The organism is Sinorhizobium chiapasense (genome assembly GCF_036488675.1).
Taxonomy (GTDB): Bacteria; Pseudomonadota; Alphaproteobacteria; order Rhizobiales; family Rhizobiaceae; genus Sinorhizobium; species Sinorhizobium chiapasense.
The window spans coordinates 300,988-319,444 of record NZ_CP133152.1 but is presented as its reverse complement, the minus strand read 5'-3'; the positions used below and the strand labels follow the sequence as shown (position 1 = coordinate 319,444).

Annotated in this window: 18 protein-coding genes; 11 read left to right on the top strand and 7 right to left on the bottom strand. The window is 62.5% G+C overall.

Annotated elements, in window-relative coordinates; all coding sequences use genetic code 11:
- Window positions 1–2: 2 nt before the first annotated feature.
- Window positions 3–935 carry an aldose 1-epimerase gene (locus RB548_RS26220; RefSeq protein WP_331376687.1) on the top strand — a complete coding sequence of 311 codons (933 nt, stop codon included), beginning with the start codon at window positions 3–5 and terminating at the stop codon, window positions 933–935.
- A gap of 189 nt (window positions 936–1,124) precedes the next feature.
- Here the strand turns inward: RB548_RS26220 and RB548_RS26215 are convergent, their stop codons facing one another.
- From RB548_RS26215 to RB548_RS26185, 7 genes are all read right to left on the bottom strand, one after another.
- Window positions 1,125–1,271, bottom strand: coding sequence for a DUF1127 domain-containing protein (locus RB548_RS26215; protein WP_128370480.1), 147 nt, complete (start codon window positions 1,269–1,271; stop codon window positions 1,125–1,127).
- A gap of 217 nt (window positions 1,272–1,488) precedes the next feature.
- Window positions 1,489–2,796, bottom strand: a complete 1,308-nt coding sequence (locus RB548_RS26210) for a Gfo/Idh/MocA family protein (RefSeq protein WP_331376686.1) — start codon at window positions 2,794–2,796, stop codon at window positions 1,489–1,491.
- Between the two features lie 164 nt (window positions 2,797–2,960).
- Window positions 2,961–3,785, bottom strand: coding sequence for a sugar phosphate isomerase/epimerase family protein (locus RB548_RS26205; protein ID WP_331376685.1), 825 nt, complete (start codon window positions 3,783–3,785; stop codon window positions 2,961–2,963).
- 42 nt (window positions 3,786–3,827) lie between these two features.
- Window positions 3,828–5,246, bottom strand: coding sequence for an enolase C-terminal domain-like protein (locus tag RB548_RS26200; RefSeq protein ID WP_331376684.1), 1,419 nt, complete (start codon window positions 5,244–5,246; stop codon window positions 3,828–3,830).
- A gap of 7 nt (window positions 5,247–5,253) precedes the next feature.
- Window positions 5,254–6,417, bottom strand: a complete 1,164-nt coding sequence (locus tag RB548_RS26195) for a dihydrodipicolinate synthase family protein (protein WP_331376683.1) — start codon at window positions 6,415–6,417, stop codon at window positions 5,254–5,256.
- A 3-nt stretch (window positions 6,418–6,420) separates the two neighbouring features.
- On the bottom strand, window positions 6,421–7,569 hold the full coding sequence (locus RB548_RS26190) for a Gfo/Idh/MocA family protein (RefSeq protein ID WP_331376682.1): 1,149 nt from the start codon (window positions 7,567–7,569) through the stop codon (window positions 6,421–6,423).
- A gap of 122 nt (window positions 7,570–7,691) precedes the next feature.
- A complete protein-coding gene (locus RB548_RS26185; RefSeq protein WP_331376681.1) occupies window positions 7,692–8,369 on the bottom strand; it encodes a TetR/AcrR family transcriptional regulator in 678 nt (225 codons plus the stop codon).
- Window positions 8,370–8,580: 211 nt separating this feature from the next.
- On the opposite strand from RB548_RS26185, the gene RB548_RS26180 reads away from it, so the two are divergent.
- The 10 genes from RB548_RS26180 to RB548_RS26135 all read left to right on the top strand — a co-directional run bounded on the left by RB548_RS26180 (window position 8,581) and on the right by RB548_RS26135 (window position 18,445).
- Entirely contained in the window at window positions 8,581–9,867 is a 1,287-nt protein-coding gene (locus tag RB548_RS26180; protein ID WP_331376680.1) for an ABC transporter substrate-binding protein, read from the top strand.
- A 4-nt stretch (window positions 9,868–9,871) separates the two neighbouring features.
- The gene (locus tag RB548_RS26175; RefSeq protein WP_331376679.1) at window positions 9,872–10,828 is read left to right on the top strand and encodes a carbohydrate ABC transporter permease; all 957 of its coding nucleotides are present in this window, start codon (window positions 9,872–9,874) and stop codon (window positions 10,826–10,828) included.
- On the top strand, window positions 10,821–11,708 hold the full coding sequence (locus tag RB548_RS26170; protein ID WP_331376678.1) for a carbohydrate ABC transporter permease: 888 nt from the start codon (window positions 10,821–10,823) through the stop codon (window positions 11,706–11,708). The genes RB548_RS26175 and RB548_RS26170 overlap by 8 nt, the downstream gene beginning before the upstream one ends.
- A gap of 22 nt (window positions 11,709–11,730) precedes the next feature.
- Window positions 11,731–12,747 (top strand): Gfo/Idh/MocA family protein, encoded by a 1,017-nt coding sequence (locus tag RB548_RS26165; protein WP_331376677.1) that lies wholly within the window; start codon window positions 11,731–11,733, stop codon window positions 12,745–12,747.
- Window position 12,748: 1 nt separating this feature from the next.
- Window positions 12,749–13,822: a Gfo/Idh/MocA family protein gene (locus RB548_RS26160; protein WP_331376676.1), complete on the top strand. Its 1,074-nt coding sequence runs from the start codon at window positions 12,749–12,751 to the stop codon at window positions 13,820–13,822.
- Window positions 13,823–13,850: 28 nt separating this feature from the next.
- Window positions 13,851–14,930 carry an ABC transporter ATP-binding protein gene (locus tag RB548_RS26155; RefSeq protein ID WP_331376675.1) on the top strand — a complete coding sequence of 360 codons (1,080 nt, stop codon included), beginning with the start codon at window positions 13,851–13,853 and terminating at the stop codon, window positions 14,928–14,930.
- A gap of 212 nt (window positions 14,931–15,142) precedes the next feature.
- Window positions 15,143–15,823, top strand: coding sequence for a redoxin family protein (locus tag RB548_RS26150; RefSeq protein WP_331376674.1), 681 nt, complete (start codon window positions 15,143–15,145; stop codon window positions 15,821–15,823).
- 285 nt (window positions 15,824–16,108) lie between these two features.
- Window positions 16,109–16,579 carry a carboxymuconolactone decarboxylase family protein gene (locus RB548_RS26145; protein WP_331376673.1) on the top strand — a complete coding sequence of 157 codons (471 nt, stop codon included), beginning with the start codon at window positions 16,109–16,111 and terminating at the stop codon, window positions 16,577–16,579.
- Window positions 16,579–17,436 carry a sigma-70 family RNA polymerase sigma factor gene (locus RB548_RS26140; RefSeq protein WP_331376672.1) on the top strand — a complete coding sequence of 286 codons (858 nt, stop codon included), beginning with the start codon at window positions 16,579–16,581 and terminating at the stop codon, window positions 17,434–17,436. The genes RB548_RS26145 and RB548_RS26140 overlap by 1 nt, the downstream gene beginning before the upstream one ends.
- Before the next feature lie 208 nt (window positions 17,437–17,644).
- Window positions 17,645–18,445 carry a class I SAM-dependent methyltransferase gene (locus RB548_RS26135; RefSeq protein ID WP_331376671.1) on the top strand — a complete coding sequence of 267 codons (801 nt, stop codon included), beginning with the start codon at window positions 17,645–17,647 and terminating at the stop codon, window positions 18,443–18,445.
- Window positions 18,446–18,457: the final 12 nt, after the last annotated feature.

The following is an 18,457-nucleotide window of genomic DNA, read 5'->3' as shown; positions in this document are numbered from 1 at the left end:
CGATGCCAGACGACGTCCTGCATCTGCGGAATGAAGAGCTCTCGATAGAGCTGAGCCGCTTCGGCGGCTCGCTCATCGCCGCCACCTGGCGCGGCATCCCGTTCCTGAAGCCGACTGCGACTGCCGGGATCGCGACGCAACGCTTTGGCGCCGAGTCGAGCTTTCCGCTCGTGCCCTTCGGCAACAGGATCGAAGGCAACAGCTTCACCTTCGATGGGGAGCGCTTCTTCCTCGAGCCGAATACATCCGGCGACCCGCTCTGCCTGCATGGGGATGGATGGCTCGCCAAATGGGAGCTGAAATCGCACAGCGGAGAACAGGCGACACTTTCCTACGTGCACGCCGAGCGGGCCGGCAGCCCCTATGCCTATGAGGCCGTGCAAGATGTGCGGCTGGAGGGCAGCACGGTGGTTGTCTCCCTGAAGGCCACCAACATGTCGGCTCGCCCATTGCCCTTTGGATTGGGGCATCACCCCTTCTTTCCACGCACGGCCGGGACCCGGCTCGAGGCGAGAGCAAAACGCATCTGGGGCGAGAGGACCGGACACCTCCCCGATTTTCCCGGCCCAATTCCCCGCACGCTCGATTTCACCGAGAGCAATACGCTCCCCGCTCACTGGGTGAACAATGCCTATGACGGCTGGGACGGAGAAGCTGCGATCGAATGGCCCGAACGTCAGCTTGCCCTAAAGCTTGAAACCCAAGGGGCGTTCGGGTGCTTTATGATCTATTCGCCGGGTGCGGATGCAGACTTCTTCTGTTTCGAACCCATGACGCATCTGCCCAATGCTCACAACATGCCCAACGAAGCCGGTGGCCTCGTTGCGTTGAATCCCGGACAAGGTCTTGCAGGCAGTGTCAGCTTTCGCTTGGCCCCATTGACTAGAGCATCCCGCTTTCAGGTGGAATCACTGAAAGCGGATAAGATGCTCTAGAATCAAAGTGCTAGAGCGTCCTTTGTGCGTTCACTTGAACGCACGGCGCTCTAAGCGCGGGCTTAGCTAAGTCAGAAGCGAGCGATCGGTCCCCTACACGCGGGCGCAAAAGAAAAGCGCCCGCTGGGAGGTGCAGGCGCTTGGACAGATCTACTTCAGTTCCGACGTGGCGCACCGTCGATCGAGCCTTTAGCGGCCGACAGCGGCGCGAGCAACGCGATGGATATCGCCGCGGTTGATGCCGAGGTCGTTGAGTTCGCGGGTCGACATGCGGCCCAGTTCGGCGACCGTCTGACGATACTTGCGCCAGTTGTTAAAAGAGCGTGCTACGTTCATTTTGATCCCCCTTTCATGGGCTTTCGAAGCCTGGCTGCCAGTCCGTGGCGCCTCGTTTGCTTCGATGCGCGACATATAGTGCCTAACTTCGGGGGATTGCAGCGCTCATGCGTCAGCGCACCCATGCGTCAAATGCATGGATGCGGGCGCGGATGGGGAACCCTCCAGATCGCGGAAGGCGGTGAGCCTTGCGGCTACGCGAGAGGGCGAACGAAACTCATCGCCGGCCCGCAGTGGCGGAGATTTGCGCCGCGGCCCCTGGGACGGAGCCGAACTTTTCCTCGAAGAGCTCTGGCATCAGATCGGCAAGCCGGACCAGCTTGCCAGTGCGCGAGCTCTGCAGCGCCGCGATACCGCAGAGAACCGACATCGCGCCGGCGCGGGCACCGGCCCGCTGTCCCAGCGTGTCCCTCGCGTCTGGCTTGAAAAGCATGTTCCGCAAACGGTCGTCGCCGCCATAGTGCCCGCCGGGCGAATGCGGTACGGCGATGCGCTCGGCTCCCGCGCGGCCCTTCGGAAAATTGCGGACAAGCAGGATGACGTCTTCCTCTGGCATCTCCCATGGCTGGTCCTCGTACTGGCGAAGCTCGATCCTGCCTTTCGTTCCGTTGAAGGCGATGTGGTGGCCCTCGATCGGCTGGAGGGTGTTCAGCGAATAGGAGACGTGGACATTGTTCCGGTAACGTATGTTCGCGACCATCGTATCGGGAATGTCGATGTCCTCGCGGAAGACGCAGCCGTCGCGGAAGTAGCCGTCGATCTCCGAGGGGTCCTCATAGAGCGCGTCGAGGAACGGATCGGCTTCGAGATCAAGGTAGAAATCGCATTCATTCTTATGAGGACAGAGCTTGCAGCGCGGACCGCGGAAGGGGCCCTTGCGCCCATACATCTGCAGGTCGGCAAAAGCAGTCACAGCATCCGGATCGCTGTCGAGGTACCAATTCAACAGATCGAAATGGTGGGTCGCCTTGTGCACGAACAGGCTGCCCGACCGTTCCGTGTAGGCATGCCAGCGACGGAAATAGTCGGCGCCGTGCTTGGTATCGAGATACCAATGAAAGTCGACAGAGGTCACTCGCCCGATCTCACCGGAATTCAGCAGTTCCTTGATGCGCGCCGCGGTCGGCGCGAAGCGGTAGTTGAACGAGACGTCCACGCGCCGGCCCGTGCGCTTCTCTGCATCCAGAATGCGGCGGATCTTTTCAACGGTTGTCGACATCGGCTTTTCGGTGATGACATCGGCACCGGCTTCAAGCGCGCGGACGACGATGTCGTCATGCGTGCTATCCGGCGTGCAGACGATCACGAGATCGGGTCGCGCTTCGGAAAGCATGGTGTCGACATTGCCGTAGATCGGCGCGTTGGTGGCGATCATCGTGCGGGCGCGTTCGGCTCTGAGCGCATTCGTGTCGGCTATGGCGACGAGATCCACCTGGCCGCGCCAGCCGGCGAGCAGATCCTTGCCCCACATCGTGGTGCCGCGGTTGCCGGTACCGACCAGCGCAAAACGACGTTTGTTATCCATCTTCCTCACGCAATCCTGTCTGGAGTGAAGCCGCGCGACCGGCGGCAATACTGGCACAACATGTAAACTCAACATACATGTTAGTGGTCGAAATCGGCAAACGTCAAGGGTTTAGCCGCCGATTCCGTCACAAACTTGTAAGAACCTTGATCGAGCAATCCATCTCAGCAGCAGCTTCGATAGCGTTCCACGCAGGTGGCGATCACCTCCTCGGCCGGCCGCTTCCACCAGTTCTCGGCCGAGAAGATCTCGACCTCCTGCGCCCCATGAAAGCCGGCTGCCTCAATCCGGCGCCGGATCCCCTTCAAATCGATGACGCCGTCGCCCATCATGCCACGATCCGTCAGCATGTCCTTGGTCGGGACCAGCCAGTCGCAGATGTGATGTGCGAGGATCGCCTTCATTTCGCCCGCCCGAGCGATCTGGTTGGCAAGATCCGGATCCCACCAGACGTGATAGACGTCGATCGCGACACCGACACCGGCGCCCAGCGCCTGGCACATGTCGAGTGCCTGACCGAGCGTGTTCACGCAGGCCCGGTCGGCGGCGTACATCGGATGCAGTGGTTCGATCGCAAGCGGAACGCCGGCCGCTCGCGCATGCCGTAGCACCGTGGCGATTCCGTCCTCGACCATCCGACGGGCGGCATCGATATTCTTCGATCCCCCGGGCAGGCCGCCGACGACCAGCACCAGGCAGTCGGCGCCGAGCGCGGCCGCCTCGTCGATCGCGCGCCGGTTGTCGTCGATGGCCCTCTCCCGGCCGGCCGCGTCTGCCGCCGGGAAGAAACCGCCGCGGCAGAGGCCGGTCAGCTTCAACCCGTTGGACTTGACGATGCGGACCGCCTCATCGAGCCCGACCGCCGCCACCTGATCGCGCCAGGGAGCGATTGCCGTGATGCCATGTTTCAGGCAGAGGTCCACGGCCTCCGCAAAGCCGCACTGCTCGCGGATCGTCGCCAGATTGATGGAAAGGCCCTCGACCTGCATGATGTTCACCTCCCAGATTTCGTTTTGTGCCTGTCGTCGTCACTAGCTCGCTGTCATCGACGCCCAGTCCGGCTCAACTGACGAGCCGAGACCGACTGCCTGCAAAGCGGTTCCGAAAGTGAGTTCGCCGCCCTTGATTGCTAGTCGCGCCCGTCCGGACGCCCCATCGTAAAGATCGCGATGGGCGGCCAGATAGGACGCCTGCTCGCCCGCGGGGGCCTGCGCCATGCCGTCGACGTAATGGTGACCGTTGCGCTCGACATGGCCGGCGCCGACGAGCGCCGCGAGAACGAGGTCCTGTTGGAGTGCCAGCCCCGATTGCGTCGTCAGGTCCTCGGCGGACATGAAATACCGCGACGAACCTGCCTCGCGGTTCCATTCCTCGACGCGCGCGCGGTTGATCAGCGCCCGGTAGAAACCCTTGCAGGATTTCGAGGAAATGCCGGCATAGCCGAGTTCGCGTGCCCGCGGGAATGCGCCGATATCGCCGTCGGACTCGTCTATTTCGAGCGGAATTCGCTGCGCGAGCCCGGCGACCGATTTCGACAGCGCCTCCGCGCGCGCGATCGGCTGCTCGAAGAAGAGAAGGGATCGGCGCAGCCTCAAAAGGCGCGGCTCCTTCTGCAGGCGATCGAGAAGGTCGGCCGCCGCATCGGCGCCTTCGAACTGCTCGTTACCGTCGAGCGTCGCCCGATAACCGTCGACCGTGCGATCGAGCACCGCGGCGATGGCTATCAGGCGCTCCACGTCTTCGGCGGGGCGTCCCGAAACCTTGATCTTGAAATAGCGGTGGCCGTAGGCGGCGATCACCTCTTCCAGCGTCTGCGGCAGGCCGTCCATGAGCCGCTGCTCCGGCGCGAGATCGGCGGCGGTCAACGCATCGGCGAGCCCGATCGTATGGCGGACCGCAAGCCGCGGCGAAGGCTCCAACCGTGAGAAAAAGCCGGCCAGATCGAAGCCTGCAAGGTCTGGTGCGGTGGCGTTGGTGATGCCGAGCAGGTCGTGCCGGACGGCGTCGGCTGCGCTGGCGCCTTTCATCCGGCACAGCGCATCGATGATGGCGCGATCGATGAGCGCCAGGCCGTAAGAAGCGACGAGCCGCGGGAGGGCTCGGTCCGCGGCCGCCCGGTGATGATCGGCCTCGACGGCGGCATGCAGCCCGAAGGGCGTCCTTGCGCCGGCCGCCCGCAACCCGGCGCACGCCAGATGCAGCGACGCGCGAAGCTGCACAACATTGTCGTCCGGCGAAAGGGCCGGGTTCTTGTCGAACCATTTCGGCATCATCATTTCGGCTGACCAGCCGGTGGCCTCATGGCCGCTTTCGTCCGCGATCCTCACCCGGACGAAGGCCTGCGGCGCGCTTTCGACGCGCGCCGCTCCGAAGCGGAAAGGAAAGCGGAAGCCGACTTGTCGCTCGAAGATGTCTGCCTCGACGAGCCTGACGACGGGAGCCTCGGTCATGGCGGCCTCAGTCGATGCCGTGGACGGCGAGGACGCGCCGCATGCGCGAAACCGCCAGTTCCGGATCGGCAAGGGCGCCCGCCCGGTCGGCCAGACGGAAGAGCTCTGCGAGATGGGCAAGCGAGCGCGCGCTCTGTTGCCCGCCGATCATCACGAAATGATCCTGCAGGCCGTTGAGATAGGCAAGGAAAACGACGCCGGTCTTGTAGAAGCGCGTCGGCGCCTTGAAGATGTGCCGCGACAGCGGCACGGTCGGCTCCAGCAATTCGAAGAATTCGCCGTTGCGCCCTTCACCGAGCGCCTCAAGTGCCGCCGAGGCCACCGGCGCAATCGCATCGAAGATGCCGAGCAGCGCGTCCGAGTGCCCTTTTTCGTCGCCGGCAATGAGCTCGGCATAATTGAAGTCGTCGCCGGTATACATGCGCACGCCCTTCGGCAGCCGCTGGCGCATCGCGATTTCCTTTTCCTTCGAGAGCAGCGAAATCTTGATGCCATCGACTTTTTCGGCATGCGCCTCGATGACCGCAAGGCAGGTATTCATCGCCTCCATGTGGTCGGCATTGCCCCAATAGCCTTCGAGTGCCGGGTCGAACATCTCGCCGAGCCAATGGATGATCACCGGCTCCTTCACCTGCGAAAGGATACGGTCGTAGACGCGGATATAGTCTTCCGGCCCTTTCGCCGCTGACGCGAGCGCCCGGCTCGCCATCAGGATGATCCGCCCGTTTTCGGCTTCGATCGCTTCGATCTGGCTCTCATACGCCTTGAGAATATCGTCGATCGAGACGTCGGGGCGCGGCGGCAGGTGATCTGTGCCGGCGCCGCAGGCAATCAGCGCGCCGGAGCGCCCGCGCGCCTCGGCAAGCGCACGGCGGATGAGCTCGCGCGCTTCCGGCCAGCCGAGGCCCATGCCGCGCTGGGCCGTGTCCATTGCCTCCGCGACGCCGAGGCCGAGATCCCAAAGGCGGTGGCGAAAGGCGAGCGTGCGCTCCCAATCGATCGCCGGCGTCAACCATGGATCATTGTCGACAAGCGGGTTGGCGACGACATGCGCCGCCGCAAAAGTAACTCGCGGGAAGTCGGCCGGCGTGCGCTTTTGCAGGGGAACCGGCCGACCGCTAAGCTCGTAACGGGCGAGCCTGCCTTCAAGAGGGAGATTGATGCTCGCCATGGCTCAGAACTCCAGTTCCGGCACATCGAGCCAGCGGCGCTCGGCCCAGGACTTCAGCCCCAGCTCGGCGAGTTGCACGCCCTTGGCGCCGGCTTCAAGCCCGTAGGGCCAGGGACCATCCTCGGCGACATGCCGCAGGAACATTTCCCATTGCGCCTTGAAGCCGTTGTCGAACCCTTGAGTGTCCGGCACCTCGTCCCAGGTCTTGTAGAAATCGATCGTCTGCGGCTGATCCGGGTTCCAGACCGGCTTCGGCGTGTTGACGCGGTGCTGGGTCCAGCATTTCGTCAGGCCGGCGACGGCAGAGCCATGCGTCCCATCGACCTGGAAGGTCACGAGATCGTCGCGGCGCACCCGCACCGTCCAGGAGGAATTGATCTGCGCGATGATGCCGCCTTCGAGCTCGAAAGTGGCATAGGCCGCATCGTCCGTATCGCAATTATAGGTTCGGCCCTGCTCGTCGACGCGGCTCGGAATATGAGTGGCGCCGAGGCAGGAGACGGCGCGGACCTCGCCGAAAAGGTTGTCCATCACGTAGCGCCAGTGGCAGAGCATATCGAGAATGATTCCGCCGCCGTCGCCCTTGCGGTAATTCCAGGAGGGGCGCTGGGCGGGCACGCCCCAGTCGCCTTCAAAGACCCAGTAACCGAACTCGCCACGCACCGAGAGGATCTTTCCGAAGAAACCGGAGTCCCTGAGGAGAGCCAGCTTGCGAAGCCCGGGCAGGAACAGCTTGTCCTGGACGACGCCGTGCTTGAGCCCGGAGGCCCGCGCCTTTCGCGCCAGCTTCACAGCCGTTCTCAAGTCGTCGGAGACGGGTTTTTCGCAGTAGACGTGCTTGCCGGCGTCCAGCGCCCTGCCGATGAGGTCGGCGCGCATCAGCGTCGTGCCGGCGTCGAAAAAGATCTGGTTGTTCGGATCGGCAAGCGCCGCATCGAGGTCGGTCGACCAGCGTGCAATATTGTGACGCTTCGCCAATTGCTCCATCTTATCGCGGTTGCGACCGACGATGATCGGGTCGATCTCCAGCCGCTCGCCGGACTTGAGCACGATCCCGCCCTGATCGCGAATGGCCAGTATCGAGCGCACCAGGTGCTGGTTGTAGCCCATCCGCCCGGTCACGCCGTGCAATATGATCCCCAAACGTGGCATGCGATCTCCTCCCTGCCAGGCCTCGTGGGAGCGGACCAGCCCTCCCAAGCCAGTAACTAAACAGTTACTTTGTGGCAGAGAAAAAGCGCACCTGTCAACAAAAAAAACGACATGTCAGCGATTCAGCGCCTGATCGAGGCCAAAGTCACATGGACGATGTGACGCTCCCAGCCCTCGAGATTGTCTCGTTCCGCGAGATCGCGGCCGAAGATCGTCGAGAGCGTGTACTGGTTCGAGAGGTAGAAATAACCGAGCGAGGCCATCGTCAGATAGAGGTGCAACGGGTCGACATCCTCCCGGAAGAGGCCCTTTGCCCGGCCCCGGTCGAGCAGGTCGGAAAGCTTGCCCATGAGTTGCGAATGCAACTCCTTGAGACGGGTCGATTGCCGGAGCCACCGGGCGCGATGAAGGTTCTCCGTGCCGAGCAGACTCAGGAACTCGGGGTGCTCAAGGAAGTACCTCCATGTGAACATCGCCAGCTCGGCGATGCCCTGCTCCGGCTCCAAGTCGCTGAGATTGATGGATTTTTCCGCTGTTCTTATGCCGATATAGGCTTCTTCCAGGACGGCGAGGTAGAGTTGCTCCTTGTCGCCGAAGTAATGATAGAGCATGCGCTTGTTGATGCCGGCACGCTCGGCAATGGCATCGACTCGCGCCCCACCCATGCCGTTTTCCGCAAACTCCTGAGTGGCGGCCGCGAGGATAGATGCGCGCGTCCGCTCGGGATCGCGCTGCGCGGAGCGCTCAGCGCGCTCGCCGTTTGCATTCCTTCCTCTCGCGTCCGCTTGCGGCTTTTCCATTACTCCACCTCCGGCACCTCTTGCCTTCGGCGGCATTCGATGCGACATCGTAAAGAAAATTTACAAGATAATGACAGCACTTCACACAACTGCTTGACACGATCTTTGCTTGCCCCTAGTTTGTAACCAATTAGTTATTTATTGCAAGAGGACTCAACAAGACGACGATGACACGGAGCGTTGTGGAGGCGCTCCGAGGGAGGAGGAGCAAATGACGCATCGCATCAGCAGACGCAGTGTGCTTGCAGGAGGAGCAGCACTTCTTTCATATGCGGCTTTCGCGCCGCGCGCCTTTTCTGAGGAGGCGCGGCTGCGCCTGCTCTGGTGGGGATCGCAGACCCGCGCCGACCGCACCAACAAGGTCAGCGAGCTTTTCAAGACAGCTAATCCGGGGGTTGCCATCAACGGTGAGTTCCTCGGCTGGAGCGACTACTGGCCGCGCCTTGCGACCCAGGTCGCGGGGGGCAACGCGCCCGACGTCATCCAGATGGATTACCGCTACATCGTCGAATATGCCCAACGCGGAGCGCTCGCGCCGCTCGACAGCTATCTCGGTTCGGTGCTCAAGGTCGAGGATTTCGACCAGGTGCAGATCAAGGGGGGCAGTGTCGACGGCAAGCTCTACGGCATCAGCCTCGGCGCCAACTCGACGGCGATGATGGTCAACACGGTCGCCTTCGAGGAAGCAGGCGTCGACCTGCCGACGCCGTCGACCACCTGGGACGACCTCGCCCGCATGGGTATAGAGATCACCAAGGCCGGCAAGCGCAAGGGCTATTACGGCCTCTCGGACGGCAGCGGCGTCGAGCCGCTCCTCGAAAACTGGCTCCGCCAGCGCGGCAAGGCCCTCTTCACCGCGGACGGCAAGATCGCCTACGGCGCGAACGACGGCGCCGAATGGTTTGCCATGTGGCAGAAGATGCGCGAGGACAAGGCCTGCGTACCGGCGGACATACAGGCTCTCGATCAGTTCAATATCGAGACCAGCCCCTTGTCGCTTGGAAAGGCGGCGACATCCTATGCCCATTCCAACCAGCTCGTCGGCTATCAAGCGATCAACAAAGACAAGATCGTGCTCAGCAGCCATGCGCTGATCAGCAAGGATGCCAAGGGCGGCCATTATCGCAAGCCATCGATGTTCTTCTCGGTGTCGGCCAAGAGCAGCGATCCGGAACTCGGCGCCAAATATGTCAACTTCTTCGTCAAGGATCCGGAAGCCGCCAAAATCCTCGGCGTCGAACGCGGCGTGCCGGAATCGGCGTCCGTACGCGAGGCGCTCGCTCCGTCGCTCGATGACCTCGGGCGGGCAGCACTCGACTATGTCTCGGGGCTCGGAGCGCTCGCCGGCGATCTGCCGCCACCGCCGCCGTCGGGTGCCGGCGAGGCGGAGCTGGCTCTGCGCAGCGTCGCCGAGCAGGTGGCCTTCGGCCAGCTCGACGCAAAGCAGGGCGGCGAGACGCTGGTGAACGAGGTCACACAGATCCTGTCGCGAGGTTAAGGAGATGGCGGCCGTGCAGGATACCGCTGTCGTCGTCGGTGCGGGCGCCAAGGCGCGCCCCGCCGCACAGGGCCGATGGGCCTCCATCTGGGCGAAGCACGGAGCCGGCTACATGTTTCTGTTGCCGTGGCTCATCGGCTTCTTCGGCCTGACGCTCGGGCCTGCGATTGCCTCGCTCTATCTCTCCTTTACGAGCTTCGACCTGATCCGCGCGCCGGAATGGGTCGGGGCCGCCAACTATGTGCGCATCGCGACCGCCGACCCGAAATTCGCCGCCGCGATGCGCGTGACGTTCCTCTATGTCGTGCTTTCGGTGCCCTTCAAGCTCGCCTTCGCGCTGCTGGTCGCCATCCTTCTCGATCGCGGCGTCAGGGGCCTCACCGTCTATCGTGCGATTTTCTACCTGCCCTCGCTGCTCGGCGGCAGCGTTGCGATCGCCGTGCTCTGGCGGCAGCTCTTTGCCGGCGACGGTCTCATCAACAGCCTGCTTGCCCAGTTCGGCATCGAGGGTCCGAGCTGGATCTCGCATCCGAACTATTCGATCTGGACGCTGGTCGTCTTGAGCGTCTGGCAGTTCGGCTCGCCGATGATCATCTTCCTCGCGGGTCTCCGCCAGATCCCGACCGACATGTATGAGGCCGCAAGCCTCGACGGCGCGTTGAAGTTCCGGCAGTTCTACAAGATCACCCTGCCGCTGCTGACGCCCGTCATCTTCTTCAATGCGGTGGTGCAGACGATCGACGCCTTCAAGGCCTTCACCCCCGCCTTCATCATTTCCGGCGGCACCGGCGGCCCGATCAACTCAACGCTGTTTTATACGCTCTACCTCTATCAGGAAGCCTTCGGCAATTTCCGCATGGGCTATGCCTCGGCCTTGGCCTGGATCCTGGTGCTGATCATCGCGCTCTTCACCGCCTTCTCCTTCCTGACCTCTCGCTACTGGGTGCACTACGATGACTGACGCGACCATGAACCTGGTAACCGCCCCGCCATCGGCACCGCTCGGCCGCCGCGGCCCCTTGGGGTCGGTCCTCGTCCACGCCGGCCTGATCGCCGCGTCGATCGCGATGCTCTATCCACTGCTGTGGATGATTTCCGCGTCGGTGCGCCCGGAGGATGAGATCTTCGCCTCGACGTCGCTCTGGCCGTCGTCGATCGATTTCGCTTCCTATTTGCGCGGCTGGTTCGGCCTCGACGTCAGCTTCGGCCGCTTCTTCTGGAATTCACTCGTCGTCGCCGTGCTGACCGTGATCGGCAACGTCGTCGCCTGTTCGCTCGCCGCTTACGCCTTCGCGCGTCTTCGCTTCGCCGGGCGCAATTTCTGGTTCGCGACCATGCTGGGGACGCTGATGATCCCCTATCACGTGACGCTCATCCCCCAATATGTGCTGTTCCTCAATCTCGGCTGGGTGAACACCTTCCTGCCGCTTGTGGTGCCTAAATTCCTGGCGAGCGACGCCTTCTTCATCTTCCTGATGGTCCAGTTCTTCCGCGGCATCCCGCGCGAACTCGACGAGGCGGCGATGATGGACGGCTGCGGTGCCTGGCGCATCTACTGGAAGATCATGCTGCCGCTCTCCCTGCCGGTGCTCGCAACGGCCGCGATCTTCTCCTTCATCTGGACCTGGGACGATTTCTTCGGACCGCTGATCTACCTGAACGACATGAACACCTACACGATCCAGCTGGGCCTCCGGACCTTCGTTGACTCGAGCAGCACCTCCGACTGGGGCGGTCTCTTCGCCATGTCGACGCTGTCGCTCGTGCCCGTGTTCTTCTTCTTCCTGTTCTTCCAGCGCCTTCTGATCGAAGGCATCGCCACCACCGGCATGAAGCGCTGATCGAGGGAGCTGGAGTTTACCCATGGACGAATTGCGTTTTGCCGCCGTCGGGCTCAACCACAACCATATCTACGGCCAGGTCAATTGTCTTCTCAGGGCCGGCGCCCGCCTCGTCGGCTTCCATGAGAAGGGCGATGCGTTGGCCGCGGAATTCTCGGCCATCTACAAGGATGTACCGCGTGTCGCGACACTCGAGCAGATTCTTGAGGACGAGGCCATCGGGCTCATCACCTCCGCTGCCATCTCGGCAGAGCGGGCAGAACTCGCGATCCGCGCCATGCGCCACGGCAAGGACGTGCTCGTCGACAAACCCGGAATGACGAGCCTCGACCAGCTCGCCAAGGTGCGCCGGGTTCAGGCCGAAACGGGGCGTATCTTCTCGATCCTATATTCCGAGCATTTCGAAAGCCCAGCGACAGTGAAAGCCGGAGAACTGACCGCCGCCGGCGCCATCGGCGAGGTCGTCCACATGGTGGGCCTCGGACCGCACCGGCTGCGTAGGGAAAGCCGCCCCGACTGGTTCTTCCGCCGTTCGGACTACGGCGGCATCCTCACCGACATTGCCTCGCACCAATGCGAGCAGTTCCTCTTCTTCGCCGGCGCCAGCGACGCCACCATTCTCTCGGCAAGCGTCGACAACCGGAGCGTTCCCGACAGCCCGGAACTGCAGGATACGGGCAACATCCATCTCTCGACCGGCAAGGCGACCGGGATGATCCACGTCAACTGGCTCACCCCGGACGGCATGCCGACCTGGGGCGACGGCCGGCTCTTCATCGTCGGTACGACCGGCACGATCGAGGTGCGCAAGACGGTCGATCTCGCCGGGCGCGCAGGAGGCAACCACCTGTTTCTTGCCGGTCGCAGCGGCGTCGAACACATCGATTGCTCGGGCGTCGACCTGCCCTTCGGCCGCCAGTTCCTCGCCGACATCCGCGACAGAACCGAAACCGCCATGCCGCAGGAACGCTGCTTCAAGGCCATGGAGCTTGCCCTTTCAGCGCAAGCGATCGCCGAGCGTAACCAGGAAAAGAACTGATATGAGCGTAAAGACAGTTGCCATCATCGGCTGCGGGATCGGTCGGTCGCACATCGTCGAGGGTTATCTGCCGCATCCGGACAAGTTCCGGGTGACCGCGCTCTGCGACCTCAACGAGGAACGGCTGAACGAAGTCGGCAACGAGTTCGGCATCGAAAAGCGAACGACTTCGTTCAAGGAATTGCTCGCCGACGACAGCATCGACATCATCGATATCTGCACGCCACCCGGCATTCACCTCGAACAGGTGCTCGATGCGCTGGCCTCGGGCAAGCACGTGATCTGCGAGAAGCCGCTCACCGGTTCGCTCAAGGGCGTCGACCGGATCATGGAGGCGGAAAAGCAGGCCCGGGGCGTGCTGATGCCGATCTTCCAGTATCGCTATGGCGACGGTATCGAGAAGGCGAAGCGCATAATCGACGCCGGTATCGCCGGCAAACCCTATGTGGGCTCCGTCGAAACCTTCTGGTCGCGCACGCCAGAGTATTACTCCGTTCCGTGGCGCGGCAAATGGGAAACGGAACTTGGCGGCGTGCTGGTGACCCATGCCCTTCACCTGCACGACATGATGCTTCATCTCCTCGGTCCGGTCGCAAGGGTGTTCGGGCGCGTCGCGACACGCGTCAACGATATCGAGGTCGAGGACTGCGCCTCGGCGAGCCTGCTCATGCAGAACGGCGCCTTCGTGTCGCTCTCCTGCACGCTCGGTTCGCAAGAGCAGATCAGCCGCCTTCGCCTGCACTTCGAGAACGTTACTTTCGAAAGCAGCCATGAACCCTACGCGCCGGGCAAGGATCCCTGGAAGATCATTGCCGCGAACGAGACGGTTCAGGCTGAGATCGACGACGTGATCGGCGACTGGCGTCCGGTCTCCCCGCGCTTCACCACGCAGATGGAGCATTTCCACGCCTTTCTCAGCTGCAAGGGGCCGCTTCCTGTCACCACCAAGGATGCGCGGCAGGCGCTGGAACTGGTGACGGCGATCTATCAGTCCGCCGACACAGGTCGCGAGATAACGCTTCCGATCGGACCGGAAAGCCCGAAATATGCCAACTGGCGTGCGAACACGCGGTAACAGCAAAGGCCGCAGGGAGGAACTCGAAATGGCAACCAGCGTCGTTCTTCAGAAGGTCGAGAAGCGCTATGGCGCGCTCGACGTGATCCACGGCATCGACCTCACCATCGATCCCGGCGAATTCGCCGTCTTCGTCGGTCCGTCCGGTTGCGGGAAGTCGACGCTGCTGCGCATGATCGCCGGCCTGGAGGAGATTTCCGGTGGCACGCTCATGCTCGACAACGACCGGATGAACGAGGTGGCGCCGGCCAAGCGCGGCATCGCCATGGTGTTCCAGTCCTATGCGCTCTACCCGCACATGTCGGTCTATAAGAATCTCGCCTTCGGCCTCGAGACGGCCGGCTATAGAAAGGCGGATATCGAGCCCAAGGTGCGTCGCGCCGCCGAGATCCTGCAGATCGAGAAGCTGCTCGACCGCAAGCCGAAGGCACTTTCCGGAGGTCAGCGCCAGCGCGTGGCGATCGGCCGGGCGATCGTGCGCGAGCCGCGCATCTTCCTCTTCGACGAGCCGCTTTCCAACCTCGATGCCGAACTCCGCGTACAGATGCGCGTCGAAATCTCGCGGCTTCACCGCGATCTCGGCAACACGATGATCTATGTCACCCACGACCAGGTGGAGGCCATGACCATGGCCGACAAGATCGTCGTCCTGAACTCGGGGCGGATCGAGCAGGTGGGCGCGCCGCTCGATCTCTACAACCATCCCGTCAACCGGTTCGTCGCCGGGTTCATCGGCAGCCCGAAAATGAACTTCCTCAAGGCGCGCATCGCGGCCATCGGGGAAGCGGAGACCGCGATCCAGGTTTGCGGCGGCACCATCCGCCTGCCGCGCGCATTGAGCGGCGCAGCGCCGGGGCAGGACGTGACTTTCGGCATCCGGCCGGAACATCTTTCCGCACACAACGATGGCATCACGCTCGCCCCGATCAATGTCGAGCTCGTTGAAAACCTCGGCGGTGAAACCATGCTCTACGGCATCACCCCTGATCATCAGCACATCACCGTCGCGCTCGAGGGACAGCAGAAAGTCGAGCGCGGCACCAACCTCGCCGTCTATTTCGATCCCTCGCGCTGCCATGTCTTCGGCGCCGACGGCAAGGCGATGTAAGCACGGCGCCGGCTCCGCGCCATGGAACGAAACGGCGGAAAGGCCAAGGGGCCGGTCCGCTGTTTACCGCTTGCTCGTGGGCCAATGTGGGGCCATTCTGAGGGCATATCCTGGCTGTAAGGCCGAACCCTATTCGCCCTGGAACGCCAGCTCGACCTCGAAGCACTTGCCGTGCTGCCTTTTCTCGACTGACCCGGGGAAGGAGGTTGCCTATGTCTGCGCCCCATGCCGACCATCCGTTACAACCGGGCGACCGGGCACCTAACATTGTGCTGGATGCCATCTCGCGCGAGGGAACGATCGCACTTGATGATTTTCGCGGTCGCAGCCCGTTGTTGATCGGTTTGTTTCGAGGCCTGCTGTGTCCGTTCTGCCGGCGCCATGTCGCGGCGATGGCACAGCTCAACACGGCACTGCGTGAGAAAGGCGTGAACTCTCTTGCGGTGGTAAATACCCCAGTCGAACGCGCGCGACTCTACTTCCGTTATCATCCGATACCGGGCCTTCTTGCTGCATCCGATCCGGAGCGAGCCTCACACCGCGCCTTCGGCTTATCTCTCCTTGAGATCACGGAGAATGAGACCGACTGGCCACACAAAGTTGGAATGGATGTGGTCACGACAATGCGGGTCGATCGGCCCGGGGAATTGCCTGAACCGATGAATCCGGACGCAGCAGGCGACCTTCTCAACACGAAGGACGGGTACGAGATCACAGAAGCCGATCAGCAGGTGAGGGTCCCCGGTTATATGCAGCTCGTCGGTCATTTCCTGCTCGATCGAGAAGGTGTCGTGCGCTGGAGCTTTACAGAAGTTGAAGACGAAGGCCGAAATGTGTGCCGGGCACTCAATCCCGAAGACTTGATGTCGGCAGCTTCCGAAGTCGCCTCTTAACAGCGGGAACTCGCTCGGTAACCACTCCGGCAGTGATTGCCGAGAGCGCCGTGCGTTCAAGTGAACGCACAAAGGACGCTCTAGCACTTTGATTCTAGAGCATCTTATCCGCCTTCAGCGATTCCACTTGAAAGCGGGATGCTCTAGGCGTCGGGATATTCAAGCGCGTCGGCCAAAGTCTCCTGCCCGCAGGAAAGCATGCCCCGATAAGAAATTTCTACGCTCATGTCACACTCGCAGGTCCTGTCTCGTCATGGTGTCGGAGCCAACAGAAGGAACTGAATCATGACTGCCAAACTTGATCTTTTCGCCGCTGCCCCGTCGCTGATGAAGAACTGGATGAGCACGTCGGTCGCCGTCGAGTCCAGCCTCGAGCCAAGTCTCATCGAATTGGTGAAGATCCGTGCCTCCCAGATCAACGGCTGCGCCAACTGCATCAACATGCATACGGTGGAAGCTCGGGAAAAAGGCGAGACGGAGCAACGCATCTACCTGCTGCCGGCGTGGCGTGAAGCGCCCTGCTATTCCGATCGCGAGCGCGCAGCGCTAGGCTGGACCGAGGCTCTCACGCGGCTGTCGGAGGGCCATGCACACGAACGCGCCTTTGAGGCCCTGAGAGCTCATTTCAGCGAGGAGGAGCAGGTGAAGCTCACGCTCATGATCAATGTCATCAATGGGTGGAACCGCCTTGCGGTTGGCTTCGGCTTGTGGGTCGATCCGGCCGCGGCAAGGGCCGCTGCCCAGGCAGCCGCCTGATGACGAACACCAATCACGAGGACGCAGCGGCGGGATTCGATCCGCTGCGTCCAAAGCTCATGCGGGTCGCCTATCGCATGCTCGGCTCCGTCGCCGACGCGGAAGATATGGTGCAGGAGGCCTTCATCCGCTGGATGGGGGCCGACCGCTCCGCGGTGCGTGAGCCCGAGGCGTTCCTGCGCCGTACGGTCGCTCGGCTCTGCCTGGATCAGCTCAAATCAGCACGACGTCAGCGCGAGACGTATGTCGGCCCCTGGCTTCCCGACCCGATCGTGGAAGAGGAGCAGGAGGAAGACGTCACACTGCCCTTGATGCTTGCCCTGGAACGCCTTTCTCCACTTGAGCGCGCAGCCTTCCTGCTCCACGACGTTTTTGGGCTGGGATTTGAAGAAGTCGCCACGACCATCCAGCGCGACCCCGCTGCCTGCCGCCAGCTCGCCAGCCGCGCGCGCACCCATGTCCGCGAGGCGAGACCTCGCTTCCAGATCGAGAAACAGAAAAGCCTCGAGATCGCTGAAGCTTTCTTCACCGCCTCGCGCAGCGGCGACATGACGACGCTCGGCGCGATGTTGGCAGCCGACGTCAGCATCCATGCCGACGGCGGCGGCAAGCGTCCCGCGGCAATGAAGCCGATCATCGGATTTGATGCCGTGATGACGGTCCACGAACAACTGGCGGTTCTGTTCCAAAAGAACGGCTCGAAACTTGTTCGAGCCGGTTTCGTCAACGGACTGCCCGGATTCGTCACGCTCGAGGCAGACGGCGAACTCCAGACAACCGCGCTCGAAATCGAGGACGGCAAGGTCGCTGCAATTTATGTGATGCGGAACCCCGACAAGCTGAGACACCTGCATTAGCAATGTCGCGGGAATCGGACGTCGGCCACTGCGACGCAAAGTGCTATTGCGTCCTTTGCGCGTCTCATAGGAGGCGAGGCGCTGTAGATCATTTCACCGTTTCTTTGCAAGACCGTCATGCGATTGACGCTGCCTCGACAACGGACTGCTCGCGCTTGGCAAATCGCCAGGTCGAGGTCTACCATACGCTCAACGTGTGGAGACTTTGATGACTTCCAACTTCACTGTCCATGATGCGGCCGGCTATGAACAGCTCATGGGGCGCTGGAGCCAGAGATTGGCGCCGCTATTCATCGAGTTCTCTGGGCTCGCCGACGGCGAAAAGGTTCTCGACGTCGGCTGCGGCACCGGCAGCCTCACTTTTGCGCTCGCGAGAACCGCCGGTCCCGCCGAGATCACAGCCATCGACTATTCGCCCGTCTTCGTCCAGGAGGCGAGCCGGCGCAATACCGACCCGCGCGTAAAGATCCGGCAGGCGGATGCCTGCGCCCTGCCCTTCGAGGACGGGACTTTCGACCGTGCTTTGGCGCTGCTCGTGCTTCATTTCGTACCCGAGGCCGACAAGGCAGTCGCCGAGATGCGCCGGGTCGTGCGGCCGGGCGGCGTCGTCGCGGCAGCTGTGTGGGACCATCTCGGCGGCATGCCCGGCATGCGGATGATGGTCGACACGGTGGCCGCACTCGGCGAAGGCGGACGCCAGCTCCGCGAGCGCTATTGCTTTCAGCCGATGATGCAGCCGGGTGAAATGAAAAGAACTTTTGTGGAGCAGGGCCTCGTCGACGTTTCGGAGACCCAGCTCATGATCCGTATGGACTACCAGAATTTCGACGACTACTGGGCGCCGATTGCCGCAGGCGAAGGGCCGCTCGGCAAGTATGTGATGGCGCTCGGGGCCACAGAACGGGCGCGCACCGATGCCGCCGTGCGCGACGCTTACGAGGCAGGTCGGCCGGATGGTCCGAGGTCGTTTGCGAACATTGCCTGGGCCTGCCGGGGTATCGTTCCCTGAGCCTGCGGCCAA